This is a genomic window from Blautia sp. 210820-DFI.6.14 (assembly GCF_020558815.1).
GTDB classification, from domain to species: Bacteria; Bacillota; Clostridia; order Lachnospirales; family Lachnospiraceae; genus Blautia_A; species Blautia_A obeum.
On record NZ_JAJCKS010000006.1, the window covers coordinates 1 to 17,086 of the forward strand.

The 17,086-nt window shown below is 39.0% G+C and carries 16 protein-coding genes; 9 read left to right on the top strand and 7 right to left on the bottom strand.

Annotated features, from left to right (window positions below):
• The first annotated feature begins 140 nt into the window (after positions 1-140).
• Positions 141-1,316, top strand: coding sequence for a hypothetical protein (locus LI112_RS06605; RefSeq protein ID WP_118699024.1), 1,176 nt, complete (start codon positions 141-143; stop codon positions 1,314-1,316).
• Positions 1,317-1,408: 92 nt separating this feature from the next.
• Here LI112_RS06605 and LI112_RS06610 read toward each other — a convergent pair whose 3' ends face one another.
• From LI112_RS06610 to mobC, 3 genes are all read right to left on the bottom strand, one after another.
• Complete coding sequence (locus tag LI112_RS06610; protein WP_062807209.1) at positions 1,409-2,029, bottom strand: PBECR4 domain-containing protein; 621 nt, start codon at positions 2,027-2,029, stop codon at positions 1,409-1,411.
• Between the two features lie 306 nt (positions 2,030-2,335).
• Positions 2,336-3,997, bottom strand: a complete 1,662-nt coding sequence (locus LI112_RS06615; RefSeq protein ID WP_173906709.1) for a relaxase/mobilization nuclease domain-containing protein — start codon at positions 3,995-3,997, stop codon at positions 2,336-2,338.
• A 1-nt stretch (position 3,998) separates the two neighbouring features.
• Complete coding sequence (mobC, locus tag LI112_RS06620) at positions 3,999-4,406, bottom strand: plasmid mobilization relaxosome protein MobC (RefSeq protein WP_121054939.1); 408 nt, start codon at positions 4,404-4,406, stop codon at positions 3,999-4,001.
• 458 nt (positions 4,407-4,864) lie between these two features.
• Between mobC and LI112_RS06625 the strand changes: the two genes are divergently transcribed.
• Positions 4,865-5,890: a radical SAM protein gene (locus tag LI112_RS06625; RefSeq protein WP_005338421.1), complete on the top strand. Its 1,026-nt coding sequence runs from the start codon at positions 4,865-4,867 to the stop codon at positions 5,888-5,890.
• A 73-nt stretch (positions 5,891-5,963) separates the two neighbouring features.
• On the opposite strand, the gene LI112_RS06630 is transcribed toward LI112_RS06625, so the two are convergent.
• Positions 5,964-6,314, bottom strand: a complete 351-nt coding sequence (locus LI112_RS06630) for a helix-turn-helix domain-containing protein (RefSeq protein WP_005338419.1) — start codon at positions 6,312-6,314, stop codon at positions 5,964-5,966.
• Positions 6,315-6,458: 144 nt separating this feature from the next.
• On the opposite strand from LI112_RS06630, the gene LI112_RS06635 reads away from it, so the two are divergent.
• The gene (locus LI112_RS06635; protein WP_227190384.1) at positions 6,459-6,977 is read left to right on the top strand and encodes a nitroreductase family protein; all 519 of its coding nucleotides are present in this window, start codon (positions 6,459-6,461) and stop codon (positions 6,975-6,977) included.
• Between the two features lie 43 nt (positions 6,978-7,020).
• Here LI112_RS06635 and LI112_RS06640 read toward each other — a convergent pair whose 3' ends face one another.
• Positions 7,021-7,338, bottom strand: coding sequence for a helix-turn-helix transcriptional regulator (locus tag LI112_RS06640; protein ID WP_005338410.1), 318 nt, complete (start codon positions 7,336-7,338; stop codon positions 7,021-7,023).
• 81 nt (positions 7,339-7,419) lie between these two features.
• Between LI112_RS06640 and LI112_RS06645 the strand changes: the two genes are divergently transcribed.
• Positions 7,420-7,785, top strand: coding sequence for a helix-turn-helix transcriptional regulator (locus LI112_RS06645; RefSeq protein WP_005338402.1), 366 nt, complete (start codon positions 7,420-7,422; stop codon positions 7,783-7,785).
• A 75-nt stretch (positions 7,786-7,860) separates the two neighbouring features.
• Here the strand turns inward: LI112_RS06645 and LI112_RS06650 are convergent, their stop codons facing one another.
• Positions 7,861-9,729 carry a heavy metal translocating P-type ATPase gene (locus LI112_RS06650; RefSeq protein ID WP_117547093.1) on the bottom strand — a complete coding sequence of 623 codons (1,869 nt, stop codon included), beginning with the start codon at positions 9,727-9,729 and terminating at the stop codon, positions 7,861-7,863.
• A 69-nt stretch (positions 9,730-9,798) separates the two neighbouring features.
• A complete protein-coding gene (locus LI112_RS06655; protein WP_005338397.1) occupies positions 9,799-10,017 on the bottom strand; it encodes a heavy-metal-associated domain-containing protein in 219 nt (72 codons plus the stop codon).
• A gap of 294 nt (positions 10,018-10,311) precedes the next feature.
• Here LI112_RS06655 and LI112_RS06660 point away from each other — a divergent pair, with 294 nt between their 5' ends.
• The 5 genes from LI112_RS06660 (at position 10,312) to feoB (ending at position 16,969) form a co-directional block, all read left to right on the top strand.
• The gene (locus LI112_RS06660) at positions 10,312-12,885 is read left to right on the top strand and encodes a heavy metal translocating P-type ATPase (protein ID WP_227190385.1); all 2,574 of its coding nucleotides are present in this window, start codon (positions 10,312-10,314) and stop codon (positions 12,883-12,885) included.
• A gap of 12 nt (positions 12,886-12,897) precedes the next feature.
• On the top strand, positions 12,898-13,161 hold the full coding sequence (locus LI112_RS06665; protein ID WP_005338394.1) for a metal-sensing transcriptional repressor: 264 nt from the start codon (positions 12,898-12,900) through the stop codon (positions 13,159-13,161).
• 147 nt (positions 13,162-13,308) lie between these two features.
• Positions 13,309-14,682, top strand: a complete 1,374-nt coding sequence (locus LI112_RS06670) for an MATE family efflux transporter (RefSeq protein WP_117440240.1) — start codon at positions 13,309-13,311, stop codon at positions 14,680-14,682.
• A gap of 13 nt (positions 14,683-14,695) precedes the next feature.
• Positions 14,696-14,914 carry a FeoA family protein gene (locus LI112_RS06675; protein ID WP_055056395.1) on the top strand — a complete coding sequence of 73 codons (219 nt, stop codon included), beginning with the start codon at positions 14,696-14,698 and terminating at the stop codon, positions 14,912-14,914.
• A 15-nt stretch (positions 14,915-14,929) separates the two neighbouring features.
• Entirely contained in the window at positions 14,930-16,969 is a 2,040-nt protein-coding gene (feoB, locus tag LI112_RS06680; protein WP_117440241.1) for a ferrous iron transport protein B, read from the top strand.
• Positions 16,970-17,086 lie beyond the last annotated feature (117 nt).

Sequence of the window (17,086 nt, forward strand, 5' to 3'; positions counted from 1 at the left end):
AGGTATTTCCGCTTTTTAATTATTCAGTTGTAACACATGTATTGTAATCCTACAAAGGTAATAATTTAATATACACCATAAACTTTAAATAGATAGGGATATATGATATTATAATAAAGCAAGACATAATTAATAGAAGTATGGAGAAACTGAATATAGTGTGGATAAAAAAATGGAAAATAAAAAGAAATTTAATTTCAGTAATGACGAAAATAAAGGCTTTTTTTGAAAAAAGAAATTGGAACTATGTTGCGATTATTGCAATTATATTTGGTGGAGCAGTAGTAGTATACACATCATGTTGGATTAATGATTCGGACAGAAGAAATATTGCTGTTGGAATTGGAACAGGAATTATTACATCAGCATTAGTTACGTTATATCTGGAAATTATAAATGCCCAAATCGAGCGAAAAAAATTACAAAAATATAAAAAGATGATATTTAGTCCATTGTGTGATTCAGTAAGAAAGCTATATATTCATATTATATTAAACATTGATGAATATCGAGTAAGAGAAGAAAAGAAGACATTATTTTTTATTCCTATGAAAGAAACAAAAGAAATTTCAGATTTTTTTAAGAAAATGCAGGAGATTGATATAGAGAGTATTACTGAGGAAAAAGAAAAGAGAAAATTAGAAGAATTTTCAACTATCTCTTTGGTGTATTTTAAAGAGATAATTAGTCAGTATGAAGGTCTACCGTTTGAAAGCCTGTTGTTGGACAATATTATTACCCAAGAAGAATATGATAACTTAAAACATTTTACACTGATAAATGAATGTAAGAAATGTATCCATATGTTGAGTGATAATAATATGTTGGATAAAGACAAGTATTATACTAGCGTCCATTTAAATCATTGTATGTTGTTGTTTATGAATAGATTAGCAAGAATGTTTAAGTTTATTGAAGTACAAATAGAAGCAGAAAACAAGTGGATCAAGACTCATTTAGACGATATATATTATAATGAAGTATATCTTTTTTCAGACGAATATGTAGAACAATGGGCTGAGAGGGCAGAAGCAGAAGCTGAGTATTATGCAGAACATCCAGAAGCATTTGAAGATATGGAAGAAAGCGAAGAAGATAGATTATTTGAAAAAATAAACGAAGCTATATGGGCTGGAGATGTGGAAACTATAAAAAAATGTTTTCCTCAAATTGATAAAAATGATAAACAAATACAAGCAGAATTGACATGGATTGTAGCTAAAGATGTTATGAAAAATAGAGAATTACGTGAACTATATTTTCAGAAATATGGAGTAAAATATAAAGTACGAAAAGAAAAAAGGAGAAATTCATAACGCAAAAACAGATAAAAAGTATTTGTTCAATAAATAAAGGGAACACATAAGAAGAATAATTTGTGTTCCCTCTATTTATTGAACTGCTAATTTTACATGTTTGGTTTGGATAGGTAATCATAATCTTTTGGAAAAGTGATATTGTCCCAGTCTATTTTTTTCGCTTTGTAAACTAATTCGTTATATACGGAGTCAGATCTTTTCCGGCGATATGTAGCAATGACCTGTAATGGAAGTCTGGTAGCAGTCCGAATATCTATATTTAACACCGTATTTGGTACATATTCAGAATAAGGAGTTTTTACAAAGCCAAGACAGGCTTTTACGCCACCAGCTAGTTTTTCAGTGTATAATTTCGGGTTGCAGCCATTGAAATCTCCAACCATTTTTGCAGAGATATTTTTGACCATAAGTTGTGGCAGAATTTCTAGTTTTAATTGTGTAGTTCCATCAGGGGCAAATGAAAAATCATCGGGACTTAACTTATGATTCAAACAACGCTCATAAAAATCAGTAGCAGTAGTTTTATCTGCTAATTTTATGCCTGTCAGGTGAAGAAAATTATACGGATTAAAACTTACTTCCAAAGAAGAAATATGTTTATGTTTATCTTTTAAAATGAATAAAAGCTGATATCCGTCAAGATTCTCTTTATATTTAACGGCACAATCTGTGATGATGGAAATAGCTTGTTGTTTGGTATATTTTGCCATGTTATGACCTCTGAAATCTGTAAAAATATTTAAAGGGAGATTACAATGCCGTAGCATTGTGCATCTCCCTTATAGACTGATTTTTCTGTTGTCCGCCAACACTCCAGCTCATATGTCTGGCTTTGCTTTCAGGTTTTTCTGTTGCCTGCCAACTCTCCGATCCACGTTCGGCTTTCGTTTCGGATTTTAGGTGTCAGCCACACCAACAGGATGTCGCCTGTTTTCCTATTTATAGTATATGCGATAAAATGAATTTAGTCAATGGAGAAAATGAAAAATAATTTGGAAATTTTCTCATTGAGATTTTTAGCGGAAGTAGGAATGTCCTTGTGAGGTTTCGTGCAGAGTTTCTTGGATATGCGGGTGCCTAAGAATAATATTTACATTAGAGCATACTGTACGAAGTTCCCGTTCATATTCACGCCGGGTGTTAAATTCATCCCGCTGTACGGTCTGCAATTTTGTTAAACGATTTTTTTCTTCACGCAACATTTTCAGGGTAGGAAGTTTTTGACCCTGTGATTTTTCTCTGAGTATTCGGAGAGCAGACTCATAAAGAGTGAGTTCTGCCCGGTGATCGTCATAAAATTTTTCTTTATTTCGACTTTTTCGGTAATCGGAATAGATGGATTTGTTGGCAAGGTACTGTCCGGTGTAATGAATCTGTTCATTTATATTTTTTAAAGCGTCTTCTGTGGATTTCAGAGTATTTCTGGCATCAGTGCTTTGGGCAGAGGCATTGGAAAGGGCAGTATCTAAATCTTCCTTGCTCTGGAAACCATGTTCCTGTACATAGGCAACTGTCTGAGCCATCATCTTAAGATTAGACAGCTTTACCTTTTGTGCGTATGCCTGACTTTGCTGTGTCTTGATACAGTGCTGCAAATCTGTTACAAGTCGTAAATCAGATTTTATAAAAAGGAAAGAGTGTGTAGTTTCGTCAGTTTGGACAGAAGCTGACGATTTTGACTGTTCTGAAAAATCTGTAACTGGTCTGTCAGTAGAATGTGACTTTTCAGCGTGTTGCCTGTTGGAGTTCTCCTGGAATACCTGCATAAGATGATTTTCTTCATAAAGCGTTCCGAGATTTCTTCCAGTGATGTATTTTTGACGATTAGGATGCAGGTAGCTGTATCTGCCACGACTGACTTTAAATGTGATATTATATCTATCAGACAGCAATCTGGAAAATTCTTCTTGTGATGTTGCCTGTGAAGCAACTGCATCAATCGCATCACGAAGGTATTGCTTCTCCGTTTGAAATGTTGTCTGTCTTGGAGTAAGTCCTTTCTTTTTCAGTTCTGCATTGTGTTCATCGAGATTTTTTTGACCTCTGCGTTTTGCCCAGTATTCTTTTTCAGATATTTTCTTTTCTGCGGGGTTCAGAAGATCTACCTGGTTTAGTCCATTGGAACGGCACATATCCATAACTTTTTGCTTTAAGTAGATTCTGTATCTGTCAGAAAGATGATGTTTATATCCGGCTTTTGAATCCCGGTCAAATTCCATATAGGGCTGTGGTTCTGTATTATATTTTCGCACACTGTTGATTACAATATGCACATGAATATTTCCGCTGCCATTATGACCATCAGTGTGGGTGCAGACAAGAGCCTGGTGTCCGGGAAAATTCTCTCTGGCATATTCTACGCCAAGTTTCTGTGCCTGTTCTCCGGTCAGACCATGTTCTTCCTGATCTTTAGGATCAAAGCTGATGATGTAGTGATGCGACTTAATCTCATTAAAAGATTGATTTTTATGAAAGAAAGCGTTAGTTTCCCGACATTCTGCATCAAATGTAAACGGATCACAATTTATACCATCCAGATAATATTCTTCACGAAGAAGCATATTCCCATTTTCATCAAGAATTGGTTTTTGTGTATATTCATCATGTTGGAAAATCAGATAGCGTTCAGTTTCTCCATAATCGGCATTTTTGCTTGCAATATGCTTCAGGATTGCCATATTAGTTTTCTCCTGCGCTATTTCTATTATTTGCATTGACAGTGATAAAATCTCCAGCCAGTTTTATTACTTCGTATTTTAATTTATAAATTTCAGTAATGCTCTTTTTGATTTCGTTGCGCATTTCCTGGGAATGAAGTCCACCAGTATTAAAGTAACGAGCTATCTGGTTCAGATTGCTACCAATCTTTCCAAATTCAGCAATTAATTTTTTTAACTCCGGTAAATCTGCCACAATTTCATATTTCACAATTACTTTTTTATTTGTTATTTGTTTACGGACATACTCTGCTAACGGGAGGCTTGCAGCTTTTGCGTTTTCTGCAATTATTTCATATTCAGTATTGGTGAGACGGAGCATGATATGACGAGTATGCCGTAAGTTTTTATCTTTTTTTGGTCGTGCCATTTTATAGTTCCTTTCAAAATAAAGATATTTCTATATATAAAGCCGATTTGAAAATATCAGGCGGTAACACAATAAAAAAATTTATGGATTTTTCGTGATAGATATGATCACGATGCGACTGTTTTTTTACAGGAGCCAAGTATGCATATTAGTGAAAACTGTATTATCTGAGGGTATGGGGAGCAGAATCCCCATCAAGATTGCCGGAAAGTCGAAAGCCACGAAGTGAGTTTTGAGTTACTCAGGCGAAACTTGCTCTGAAAAAGTAGAAAAGCCCTTCATAATAAAAGCCGATTATTTAAAGGGAATGGTAATAGCGAAAAGGAAAAGATTTATATGAGATATGTAATTGTATGACGTACTTTCCCAAAAGATAGTCCCTTTCAAAAAAGTACATTCTTGATGAAGATTTTAGGAAGTGTTACTTTTGATTTAAATATTCAGAAAGGGTGAAGCGAATGAAAAATATAGAAATCGGGCCAATCCGTCCACCTTCAGAAAGTAATAGTTTGTTGGTGCGAGTTACAAGAGGATGTCACTGGAATAAATGTTATTTTTGTGGACTATATAAGTCTATGCGTTTCTCTATGCGACCAATAGAAGAAATTATAGAGGATATTGAAAAACAGGCACAGTTTTATAAAGGGAAAAAGATTATATCCTGCTTTTTGCAGGATGGAGATGCGCTGGTGCTAAAGACAGATTATCTGCTTCGCATTTTGGAAACAATCCATCAATATTTTCCAGATATACAATATATTACTTCTTATGCTCGTGCTGACAGTATTACTCGGAAAAGTCCGTCAGAATTAAGGATACTGCGAGAAGCCGGACTGAATCATATTTATTCTGGAATAGAGACTGGTTCAGACCAAATTTTGAAACTTATTAACAAAGGGTTTAATGCGGATACGGCTGTGAAAAGTGGGTGTATGGCGAAAGAGGCAGATATGATACTGTCGGAATTTATTCTGTTGGGGATTGGGGGAAAGGAACTGTCAGAAGAAAATGCAACCAGAACGGCAGAAGCATTGAATGTTATTCGGCCAGATTTTATTCGTGTTCATGCGACGGGAATTAAGCCAGAATCTAAAATGGGAGAATTTGTAAGAGAAGGCTCTTTCACATTACAATCCGAAGAAGAGATTATGATAGAGCAAAAGAGGTTCCTGCAGCAATTAAAAGAAATGGACAGCTACTATGTAAATGAACATATTATAAATCTGCTTTTGGAAGTAAGAGGAAATTTACGGACGGACAAGGAGAAAATGCTGTCAGATATTAATCGCTTTTTGAATTTACCAGCAAATGAAAAACTCCTGTTTGTGATCGGCAGGCGGTTTAACATTTTTTTCATGTTGGATGATTTGAACAATCAAGAATTACATAAAAAAGCAGAAGGAGCTTTACAGAAAATCTTAAATAAAAATCCAGAAGTAGACTTTACGGTACTTTGCAATTATATACGGCAGTCACAAATTTAGAATTAGAAATAACAAAAACGGGTATAGCAAATATATTTATCTATACTCGTTTTTGCAAGTAGAAAACTTTATACTAATTTGAACAGCATGGACTTTTTACATCCAGTCCGTCAAGATAGTTTTTTCCCCATTGGCATAGAGCATCCAGAATGGGGATAACGCTTTTACCAAAGGGTGTAAGAGAATAAATTGTCTTTGGCGGTTTTTCGGGAATAACCTCTCGATGAATCATTCCGCAATCCTCCAAATCATGGAGCTGGCTGGAAAGCATTTTTGGGGTGGCGTTTGGTATTAAGCGTTGCAGTTCCATGTAATGCAAAGGTTGATCAATCAGATGCCAGAGAATGAGAGGCTTGTATTTACCGCCGATCAGTGACAGGGAGGCTTCTACCGGACAATTAAAATGTATTTGTTTATCTTTCATTATGAGTTCTCCTTTGACAAGGGCGCTATCTTTTTTGATAGTGCCTATCAAAAAAGTGCATTCTTGTGGTTTTTCTTTTTGGTGTTACAATAAGTTTATAGTTGGTTGACACATTTATATTACAACAGAAAGGATTGAAATACTATGGATTTTATCAATATTGCAAAGAGCCGCAGCTCTGTGCGTGATTACAACAACAAAAAAGTAGAGCCTGAAAAACTGGAAAAAATTCTGGAGGCTGCTCATGTGGCTCCGACAGCCGCGAATCTCCAGCCCGTTCATTTGATCGTTGTCCAAAGCGAGGAAGGTCTTGCTAAAATTGGTAAGGCCGCAAATATTTATGGAACATCTTTGGCGATTATTGTCTGCGCTGACCATGACAAAGCATGGGTACGTCCGTTTGATGGAAAGCAGACTGGTGACATTGATGCTTCGATCCTGACAGACCATATGATGTTGCAAGCGACAGAACTGGGACTTGGCACAGTTTGGGTTTGCTACTTCAATCCGGACGTACTTCGGAAGGAATTTACGCTTCCTGATAATCTGGAACCAATCAATATTCTGGTTATCGGCTATTCGGATGAAGAGCCTGCCGACAGGAACCGTTTTGAAGCACATCGTATTGCGATGAGTGAACTGGTTTCATATGAAAACCTGTAAAAAATATTTGGCGCAGCCCCATTATAGTTTACGGGGCTGCGTTTTATCGTTCTGAAATATGAGCATAGGTTTCTTCCAGTATCCATTGGATATGTTCATCCTGCAGGGAATAAAATACCCGTTTTCTTGCTTTGCGGGAACGGACTAATTTTGTAATCCGGAGTGCATGGAGTTGATGAGATATGGCAGAATTAGTAAGGGATAGTGTTTTTGCAAGGTCATTGACACATTGTTCGCCCTGCATTAATTGCCAGAGGATTTTCATACGTGTGAAATCGCCCATAGCCTTATGTAGTTCACTCAGTTTCTCCAATTCAAAGGCGTTTGGAACGTCAAAAGTAATATTTTGTGGTTGGCTCATAATATATCTCCAATCTGTGAAAAGCTGTTTGACAGATAAAATTTAGGTGAGTATCATAGTTTAAGGAAGGAGTTGATTGATATGCCGCATTATAATCTGCCTCATAATCATGGGCAGAATATCGAACGAGTTTTAGATAATATGCCTTCGGCAGAGGGCTTTCAGGATATATCTTTTTTGTTTCAGCAGCTTGGCGATTCAACACGTTTAAGGATTTTGTGGCTCTTGTGCCATTGCGAGGAATGTGTATGCAACATAGCGGCGGCTGTTGACATGAGCGCTCCGGCTGTGTCCCATCATCTGCGTATTTTAAAGAAAAGTGGAATTATTATTAGCCGCAGAGAAGGAAAAGAGGTATATTACACCCTTTCAGATACCCCGCAGGCAAAATTATTACATCGTTCTGTTGATGCGTTATTTGAAATATCCTGTCCGACAAATCAATAATCTAATTCCTTATCCAACGGAAGTTTGAGGAAATGCGCCGCTTTTACTTCAAAATGCGGCGCATTTCTAAACCAGTTAAGACAGCGTGGATGCGTCTAACCGTTTTACTTTCATGGCACGAATTGCGTTTAAAATAGCAATAACAGAAACACCAACATCAGCGAACACAGCAGCCCACATATTTGCATATCCCACAGCCCCTAAAATCAGTACCAGGAATTTTACACCTAAAGCAAATACGATATTTTGGTTTGCGATGCGGATGGTCTTTCTAGCAATTCGTATTACAGAGGCAATTTTGGAGGGCTCGTCTGTCATTAAAACAATATCAGCCGCTTCAATCGCCGCATCAGAACCCAAACCGCCCATTGCAATTCCTACATCTGCCCGTGCCAGCACAGGAGCATCGTTGATTCCGTCTCCGACAAATACCAGTTTTCCTTTTTCGCTTTTTTGTTTCAACAGTTCCTCTACCCGTTCAACTTTATCCGCAGGAAGAAGTTCCGTATATGCCTGATCCAGACCGAGACGGGCAGAAACTTTCTGACCTACGGCATCTGCGTCTCCGGTAAGCATAATAGTTTTGCGTACACCGGAAGATTTCAAATCCTTGATTGCCGCTGGAGCATCTGTTTTGATTTCATCCTCAATGACAATACATCCGGCATATTTGCCGTTACAGGCAATGTAAACAACCGTACCAATGGAAGTGCAAGGGATATAACGAATGTTTTCTCGTTTCATTAGTTTAGCATTGCCAGCCAGAACTGTATTATTGTCAATGACAGTACGCACACCGTGTCCTGCAACTTCTTGAATATCCCCGATGCGATTATGGTTGATCTCTTTTCCGTATGCCTTTTTTATGGAAAGCGAAATCGGATGATTAGAATAATCTTCTGCGTATGCGGCAAGTTCCAAAAGCTGTATGTCTTTTATGCCGTTTGGATGAATCTCACTGACAGCAAAAGAGCCTTTTGTCAAAGTCCCTGTTTTATCAAAAACCACATATTCAGCATGAGCTAATGATTCCAGATAATTGCTGCCTTTTACCAAAACACCGATTTTAGATGCTCCCCCAATACCACCAAAGAAACTAAGCGGTATGGAGATAACAAGCGCACAAGGACAGGAGATAACCAGAAAAGTTAATGCCCGGTAAATCCATATGCTGAATGCCTGTCCGGTAATAAATGGGGGAAGGATTGCCAGAGCTAATGCCGCAAATACTACAGCAGGGGTGTAGTAGCGGGCAAAGCGGGTAATAAAATTCTCTGTCCGTCCTTTTTTATCACTTGCATTTTCTACTAGATCAAGAATTTTTGCTACGGTGGATTCTCCAAATTCCTTAGTTGTGCAAATTGTTAAAATCCCGGTCTGGTTAATGCAGCCACTTATGACTTCCATTCCCGGCTCTACCTCACGAGGCATGGATTCTCCGGTAAGCGCAGAGGTATCTAATGCAGAGGAACCTTTCAGAATAGTTCCGTCCAGTGGAATCCGTTCTCCCGGTTTTACTATGATTGTGTCTCCAATTTGGACTTCATCAGGATCGACCTGTATCAATTCCCCATTACGCTGTACATTCGCATAGTCCGGACGAATATCCATTAAACTTGCAATGGATTTTCGAGATTTGGAAACGGCATAAGACTGGAACCATTCACCAACTTGATAAAACAACATTACAGCTACGCCTTCTGAATGTTCTCCCAGAACCAATGCGCCGATAGTGGCAATCGTCATTAAAAAATTTTCATCGAATACCTGTCCATGAAGAATGTTCGTGATTGCTTTCCATACAATATCCCATCCAACAACAATGTAGCAGATAAGGAAGATGCCTGCCTCCATATATTCAGGAAGGTAAAACAGGCTTCCTGCAAAAAATAGAATTGCCGCTATGACAATTCGTGCAAGCAAATGTTTTTGCTTTCGTGTCATAATCTATAGTCTCCTTTCTGATGTAAAAACACCAGCTACCGGGATACGGCAGCCGGTGTCCAGCTTCGTTTATACCTTTACAGTTACATCCGGCTCGATTTTTTTGATCAGTGCCTTTGCTTCGGTCAGGATAGCATCAAATTTGTCATCCGGCGCTTCGAGTATCATTTTCTGGTTCATAAAGTTTACGGATACATTTGTGACGCCATCAATCTTCTTTACAGCAGTTTCGATCTTTGCGGCACAGTGTCCGCAGTCAAGATCGAGTAACTTGATTGTTTTTTTCATAAGGATTATTCCCCTTTCTTAGTAATTTTAGTTGGTTTGACATGACTGAACAATTAAAAGAATGTTTAATCGTTCATGCCGCAAGTATATGCACGATAAAGGAAAAAGTCAACGGATTGGAAACAGATATTACCTTTTGGATCGCAAAACCTACTGATTGGATTTAGAGAAAAAATATATTTCTTTTTGGATAAAAAATACTTCCCTATGGAGCGTACAAAACGTAAATCCAGTGTTTATAATGACTGCGTTCCCTACGGGGGACGGGTACCCAATTTTAAAGAGAAAGAAGGGATGAAATTGAAAAAAGAGCAATTTGATGTTACAGGAATGACTTGCTCTGCCTGCTCTGCAAGAATTGAAAAGAGCGTGAGTAAACTTCCCGGAATAAAAGAAGTATCTGTTAATTTATTAAAAAACAGTATGGTTGCATCTTATGATGAATCTATTTTAGATACATCGGGAATTATTCAGGCGGTAGAAAAAGCAGGATATGGTGCAATTCCAAAAACACTTGCACAGAGTGGTAGTAAACCTGCTGTTGCGGCTGGAAAACCAGAAATTAGTACGGCGCAGAAAGACCATAAACAAATGAAACAACGCCTGCTTTTATCGGCTGTTTTTACGATACCTTTGTTTTATATATCAATGGGGCATATGATGGGGTGGCCACTGCCTGCATTTCTTCTTGGAATGGAAAATGCAATGAGCTTTGCTTTTACGCAATTCCTGCTTTTAATTCCTGTAGTATTTGTGAATTTTAAGTATTACAAGATGGGATTTAAGACATTGCTTCATGGTTCTCCAAACATGGATTCTCTGATTGCTATTGGCTCCAGTGCGGCAATTATTTATGGGATTTATGCTATTTACAAAATAGGGATTGGATTTGGACATGGAGATATGGAAACTGTCCACAGCTTTATGATGGATTTGTATTTTGAATCAGCAGGCATGATTCTGACACTGATCACATTAGGAAAGACGCTGGAGGCACGTGCAAAGGGAAAAACATCAGACGCAATTACAAAGCTGATGAATTTAGCCCCTAAAACGGCAGTTGTTGAACGCAATGGACAGGAGATTACGATTCCGGTAGAGGAAGTACAAGCTGGCGAAACGCTGATTGTGAAAGCTGGAGAAGCATTGCCAGTGGATGGCGTAGTGGTAGAAGGGGCTTCTTCTGTAGATGAATCTGCCTTAACAGGTGAAAGTATTCCGGTGGAAAAGCATATAGGGGATAAAGTTATCGGTGCAACCTTGAATAAGTCCGGATATTTTAAAATGCAGGCTACAAAGGTTGGGGATGATACAACGCTTTCGCAGATTGTCCATCTGGTGGACGAAGCTACAAGTTCAAAGGCTCCAATCGCAAAATTGGCAGATAGAGTAAGCGGGGTATTTGTACCAGTGGTTATCAGTATCGCCCTGGTTTCGGCTATCATATGGCTGTTGTTGGGATATGGATTTGAATTTGCTCTTTCTATTGGAATCTCAATTTTGGTTATTTCCTGTCCATGTGCGTTAGGGCTTGCCACACCTACGGCAATTATGGTGGGAACTGGAAAAGGGGCAGCAAATGGTATCCTGATAAAATCAGCGGAGGCTTTGGAAACAGCTCATAACATCAATACAGTAGTTTTAGATAAAACCGGAACGATTACAGAGGGAACGCCGAGTGTTACGAATCTCCTATGTAGAGATGGAATCGGACAAAATGAACTATTGCAGATTGCGGCATCCTTAGAAAAATTGTCAGAACATCCGCTGGCAGAGTCGATTGTGAAAGAAGCTGAAAACGAGAGAATTTCTTTCCTTCCTGTTGAAAATTTTAGACAGGTTCCCGGACAGGGAATTATAGGAGAAATAGAAAACGAGATTTGCTTTGCTGGAAATCGCAGATTGCTTGAGGCAAATGGCATTTCTGGAGGAGTCTTGCAATCGCTTGGGGATGCTATGGCGGAAGAGGGAAAAACACCATTATTTTTTGCACGTGGTAAGGAACTGATGGGTGTGATTGCTGTGGCAGATGTTGTAAAACCTACCAGCCGTCAGGCAGTCCAGGAATTGTCGGGTATGGGAATTGAAGTGGTAATGCTGACCGGGGACAATAGGAAAACAGCGGAAGCAATTCAACGTCAGGTTGGTGTAAATCGTGTTGTAGCGGAAGTCTTTCCGCAGGACAAAGAGAAAGAAATCCGCCGTTTGCAAGGCAGTGGAAAAAAAGTGACGATGGTTGGCGATGGAATTAATGACGCCCCAGCGCTTGCAAGGGCAGATGTGGGGATTGCCATTGGAGCAGGAACAGATATTGCAATAGAATCGGCAGATATTGTTTTAATGAAAAGTGATTTGCTCGATGTATCTACGGCGATCCAACTTAGCAAGGCGGTAATACGCAATATCAAGCAAAATCTATTTTGGGCGTTTATTTATAATATCATTGGTATTCCGGTGGCAGCAGGATTGTTTTATCTGCCATTTGGATTGAAATTGAATCCAATGATTGGAGCATTTGCCATGAGTTTCAGTTCCGTATTTGTAGTGTCGAATGCACTGCGGCTTAGGTGGTTTAAGGCAAAGCATACGTCCCATGAAAATACAGATATGGAATTTAGACAGGAAAATGATAAAAAAGAAAACAAAGGAGCGAGTCAAATGGAAAAAGTATTAAATATTGAAGGTATGGTTTGTATGAATTGTGTAAAACACGTGGAGAAAGCATTAAGAGAGCTTGCGGGAATCAGTGAGGTCACAGTCAGCCTTGCAGAGAAATCTGCACGTATTCAACTTAACGGAGACGTATCGGATGCCATGTTGAAAGAGGCTGTAGAGGATGCTGGTTATCAGCTTATCAGTATTCAATAAGAGGAAATTCCAATGAAAGCAAAAAAGGGAGAAGTTATTCATAAATTGAAAATTGCCAGAGGGCAGATTGACGGTATTCTGCAGATGATTGAGGAAGATCGGTACTGTGTGGACATATCCAATCAGCTTCAGGCAACACAAGCCCTGTTAAAAAGCGCTAACCAACAAATATTACAGGCACATATCCGAAACTGTGTCCGGGAGGCTTTGCAGACAGATGTTGAAAATCCGAAATTGGAGGAAGCATTAAAAGTGTTGGAGAAGATGGCACAATGATGCCGGAGGGCAGAGAGAAAAAAGGCTTTTCTGCCCTTAATTCTTCCGATTGGATTGTGATTTCTTCTTTTGGGAGCGTACAAAACAAACCGAATTTTATATACTTTAGGTGGTTAGACATGGCTAATAAACAAGGAGGTAACAGTGATGAAACAGTCACTTGATACAAGAACAAAATTATTAACAAAGAATCCAATTTCACTGATGATTGAACTTAGTATTCCGGCAGTTCTCGGTATGGTGGTGGTTGGGTTATATAACATGATGGATTCCATTTTTGTCGGGCAGATGGTAGGTGCGGCTCAGATGGGAGCTGTATCGGTATCATATCCATTTACTTTGATAAATGCAGGTTCTGCCGCAATGCTGGGCGTTGGTTCCGCTTCGGTACTTTCACGAGCGATTGGTAAAAAAGATGAAAGAACGATCAAAAAGATTATGGGAAATTTGGTGGCAATGGTACTTTTATTGTCAGTAATTTATACCATTGTAGGAATGGTGTTTACCCGTCAGCTTTTATCTCTTGCTGGAGCAAGCGATAATATTTTAAATTATGCAGAAAAATATCTGCGGATCGTATTTGCAGGCTCTTTGTTTGTGAATTTTTTCCAGAGTGCTAATATGGTCATTCGTGGGGAGGGTCAGTTAAAAAAGGCAATGACAATTATTGCCAGCGGTGCCATTTTGAATATTATTCTTGATCCAATATTTATTACAGTTTTGAAGCCTTACGGTTTGGGCATCGAGGCGGCAGCATATGCAACGGTGTTTTCACAGTTTGTTCAGGCGGTTATTACGTTATGGTATTTCAGAAAGAAAAGTCCTAATGTAAAGATTGGACGTATTCGGATTGATGGAGAGCTTCTGCCGCAGGTTCTTTCTGTTGGCGTATCTGCGTTATTGATGCAGATATTGACATTAGTACAGCAAACAGTCATTTATCGTGTAGCCGCTAATTATGGAGGGGAAAATTCACAGATCCTTCTCGGTGCGGCGCTTCGGTTCTGGAATTTCTCTTTTGTTCCATTATGGGGAATCAGTCAGGGATTCCAGCCAGCGGCAGGAACAAATTATGGTGCAAAGGAATATGACAGGGTAAAAACTCTGACACGTGTATTTATTGCTGCCGCCACAATACTATCCCTTGTATTTTATATTCCGGCAGAACTGTTTCCGGGTAAAGTATTGTCTATGTTTATTACAACGCCAGGTGTAGCTGTTTCGGGGGCAACGAATTTCCGTATTATGTTCAGCACCTATATTCTTCAGGGAAGTTTTCTGATTGCTGTGACATTGTTCCAGTCTTTGGGCAAAGCCAATAAGGCGACGTGGTTGGTATTGTTCCGTCAGATTATTTTGTTTATCCCTCTGTGTATTGTCCTTCCGATGGTGGGCGGTATGGGTATTCGTGGTGTATGGCTGGCGATTGCCCTGACAGATGCAATTCTTGTAGTGATTACTGTTTTGATGATGCTTTCAGAATTTCGGAAGATGCCCGGAACCAACGGAATAAAGCAATAGAGGGGGAATTAAAATGTATCTTTCAGATGGCAAAAAAGAAACCCAATATATTGTTAAAGACATTGGGCTTCCTACAGGAATTGAAAAACGTCTGGAAGCTCTTGGAATGACTCGTGGTACTTCTGTCACAGTTTTGAATAGTAAAAGCAAGGGGATTTTGATTGTAAAAGTACGGGGAACACGTTTTGCACTTGGGCGCAATATAACAGAACATATTTCGGTTGCTATGTAGGAGGGATGAATTTCGATGAAAGAGAATTTGACAATCGGCTTCATCGGGAACCCAAACTGTGGAAAGACAACACTTTTTAATGCTTATACAGGCGCAAATTTAAAAGTGGCGAATTGGCCGGGGGTTACTGTCGAAAAAGTGGAAGGAGCAATCAGAGATCATAATCTGAATATTCGTCTGGTTGATCTTCCGGGTACATACAGTCTGACTTCTTATACAATGGAAGAGCAGGTATCCAGACAGTTTATATTGAGTGATGAAGTTGATATGATTATTGACGTGGTAGATGCTTCGGCACTGGAGCGTAATCTATATTTGACATTACAGTTATTGGAACTTGGAAAACCAGTAGTTATGGCACTGAATATGATGGACATTGTAGAAAAGCGTGGGATGGAAATCGACACACACAGACTGCCGGAAATGTTGGGAATCCCGGTGATTCCCGTCTCTGCGAGAAAACGGACGGGATTGGATGTGCTGCTTCATGCAGCAGCACATCATAAGGATTGCAACGATCCGCAATGTTTGGTTCACCATCATAAAGATCAGTCAAGGCATCGGCATAACCATCATGCAGAATATGCAATGGTTTACAGCGATAAGATTGAGGATAAGATTGATCTTATTATGGATGCACTGAAAATAAACTATCCAAAACTAAAAAATTACCGTTGGTATGCTATTAAGTTACTGGAAATGGATCGGGAGATTACGAAGAGTTACCCTGTTCATTTGCCAGATGTAATTGACCGGAGCTATGAATCGGATATTATCAATGAGAAATATGATTTTATTCAAGAAATTATAAGAGAAGTGTTGGTAAATAAAGATCGCCAGGATGCTTTGACTGAAAAAGCGGATAAGGTGCTGACTCATCGTGTATGGGGTGTTCCAATCTTTCTAGGCATTATGGCGGTAGTGTTTCTTCTGACATTTACTGTTGGGGACTGGCTGAAAGGGTATTTAGAGATAGGAATTGAAAATCTGTCTCTATGGATAGAGAAAGGTCTGGTTGCAGCACAGGTAAATGAAGTAATTCGTTCGCTGATTGTAGACGGTATTCTTGCAGGAGTGGGCGGTATATTGACATTTCTTCCGAACATTTTCATTTTATTTCTTGCGTTGGCTTTTTTAGAGGACAGCGGATATATGGCGCGAGTAGCTTATGTTATGGAAGGAATTATGAGTAAACTTGGACTGTCTGGAAGAGCCTTTATTCCTATGATTTTAGGCTTTGGTTGTACAGTCCCGGCAATTATGGCATCAAGGGCACTGGAAAGCAGGCGTGATCGTTTTAAAGTAATGTTGATTACGCCGTTTATGAGCTGTAGCGCCCGCCTGCCTATCTACATACTGTTTGCAGAAATGTTTTTCAAAGAACGTGCTATGCTGGTTGCATATTCCATGTATTTGATCGGGTTAGTGGTTGCGATTTTGGTGGCCGCCATAATACATCTGATTGATAAAAAGAAATCAGAAAATTATTTGTTGATTGAATTACCGGAGTATAAAATCCCCAGTTCCAGAACAGTAGCAATTTATGTATGGGAGAAGGTAAAAGATTATCTTACGAAAGCAGGAACTACTATTTTTATAGCATCTATCCTGATGTGGATAATCTTGAATTTCGGACCACATGGATATACAACGGATATGTCGGATAGTTTCGGCGCTATTTTGGGACATGGGCTAGTACCGTTTTTTGCACCAATAGGATTGGGATTTTGGCAGATTGCGGTAGCTCTGATCGCAGGCATTTCTGCAAAAGAGGTTGTGGTTTCCAGTTGTGCAGTCTTGTTTGGAGTTTCAAACATCAATTCCGGAGCTGGTATGGATACACTGGAAGGCATATTGGGAAGTGCAGGGTTTGGACAACTCAATGCGTTCTGTCTGATGATTTTTTGCCTACTATATATTCCATGTATGGCGGCTCTTGCAACGATACGCAAGGAATCAGGAAGCACACGTTGGATGTTACTGTCCGCAATGTTTCAGTTGGTGGTGGCATGGATAGTGACATTTGCAGTTTATCAAGTTGGGATTTTAGTGTGAGGTAAGTGATATGAAGTATAAAAAATGGGTTTGTTTTGCAGGACTTTTTGTTATAGCGGTAATTGCAGGGAAAAGTTTAATTAGAAAAATGAAAGGAAAAAGCTGATGGCAAATAAA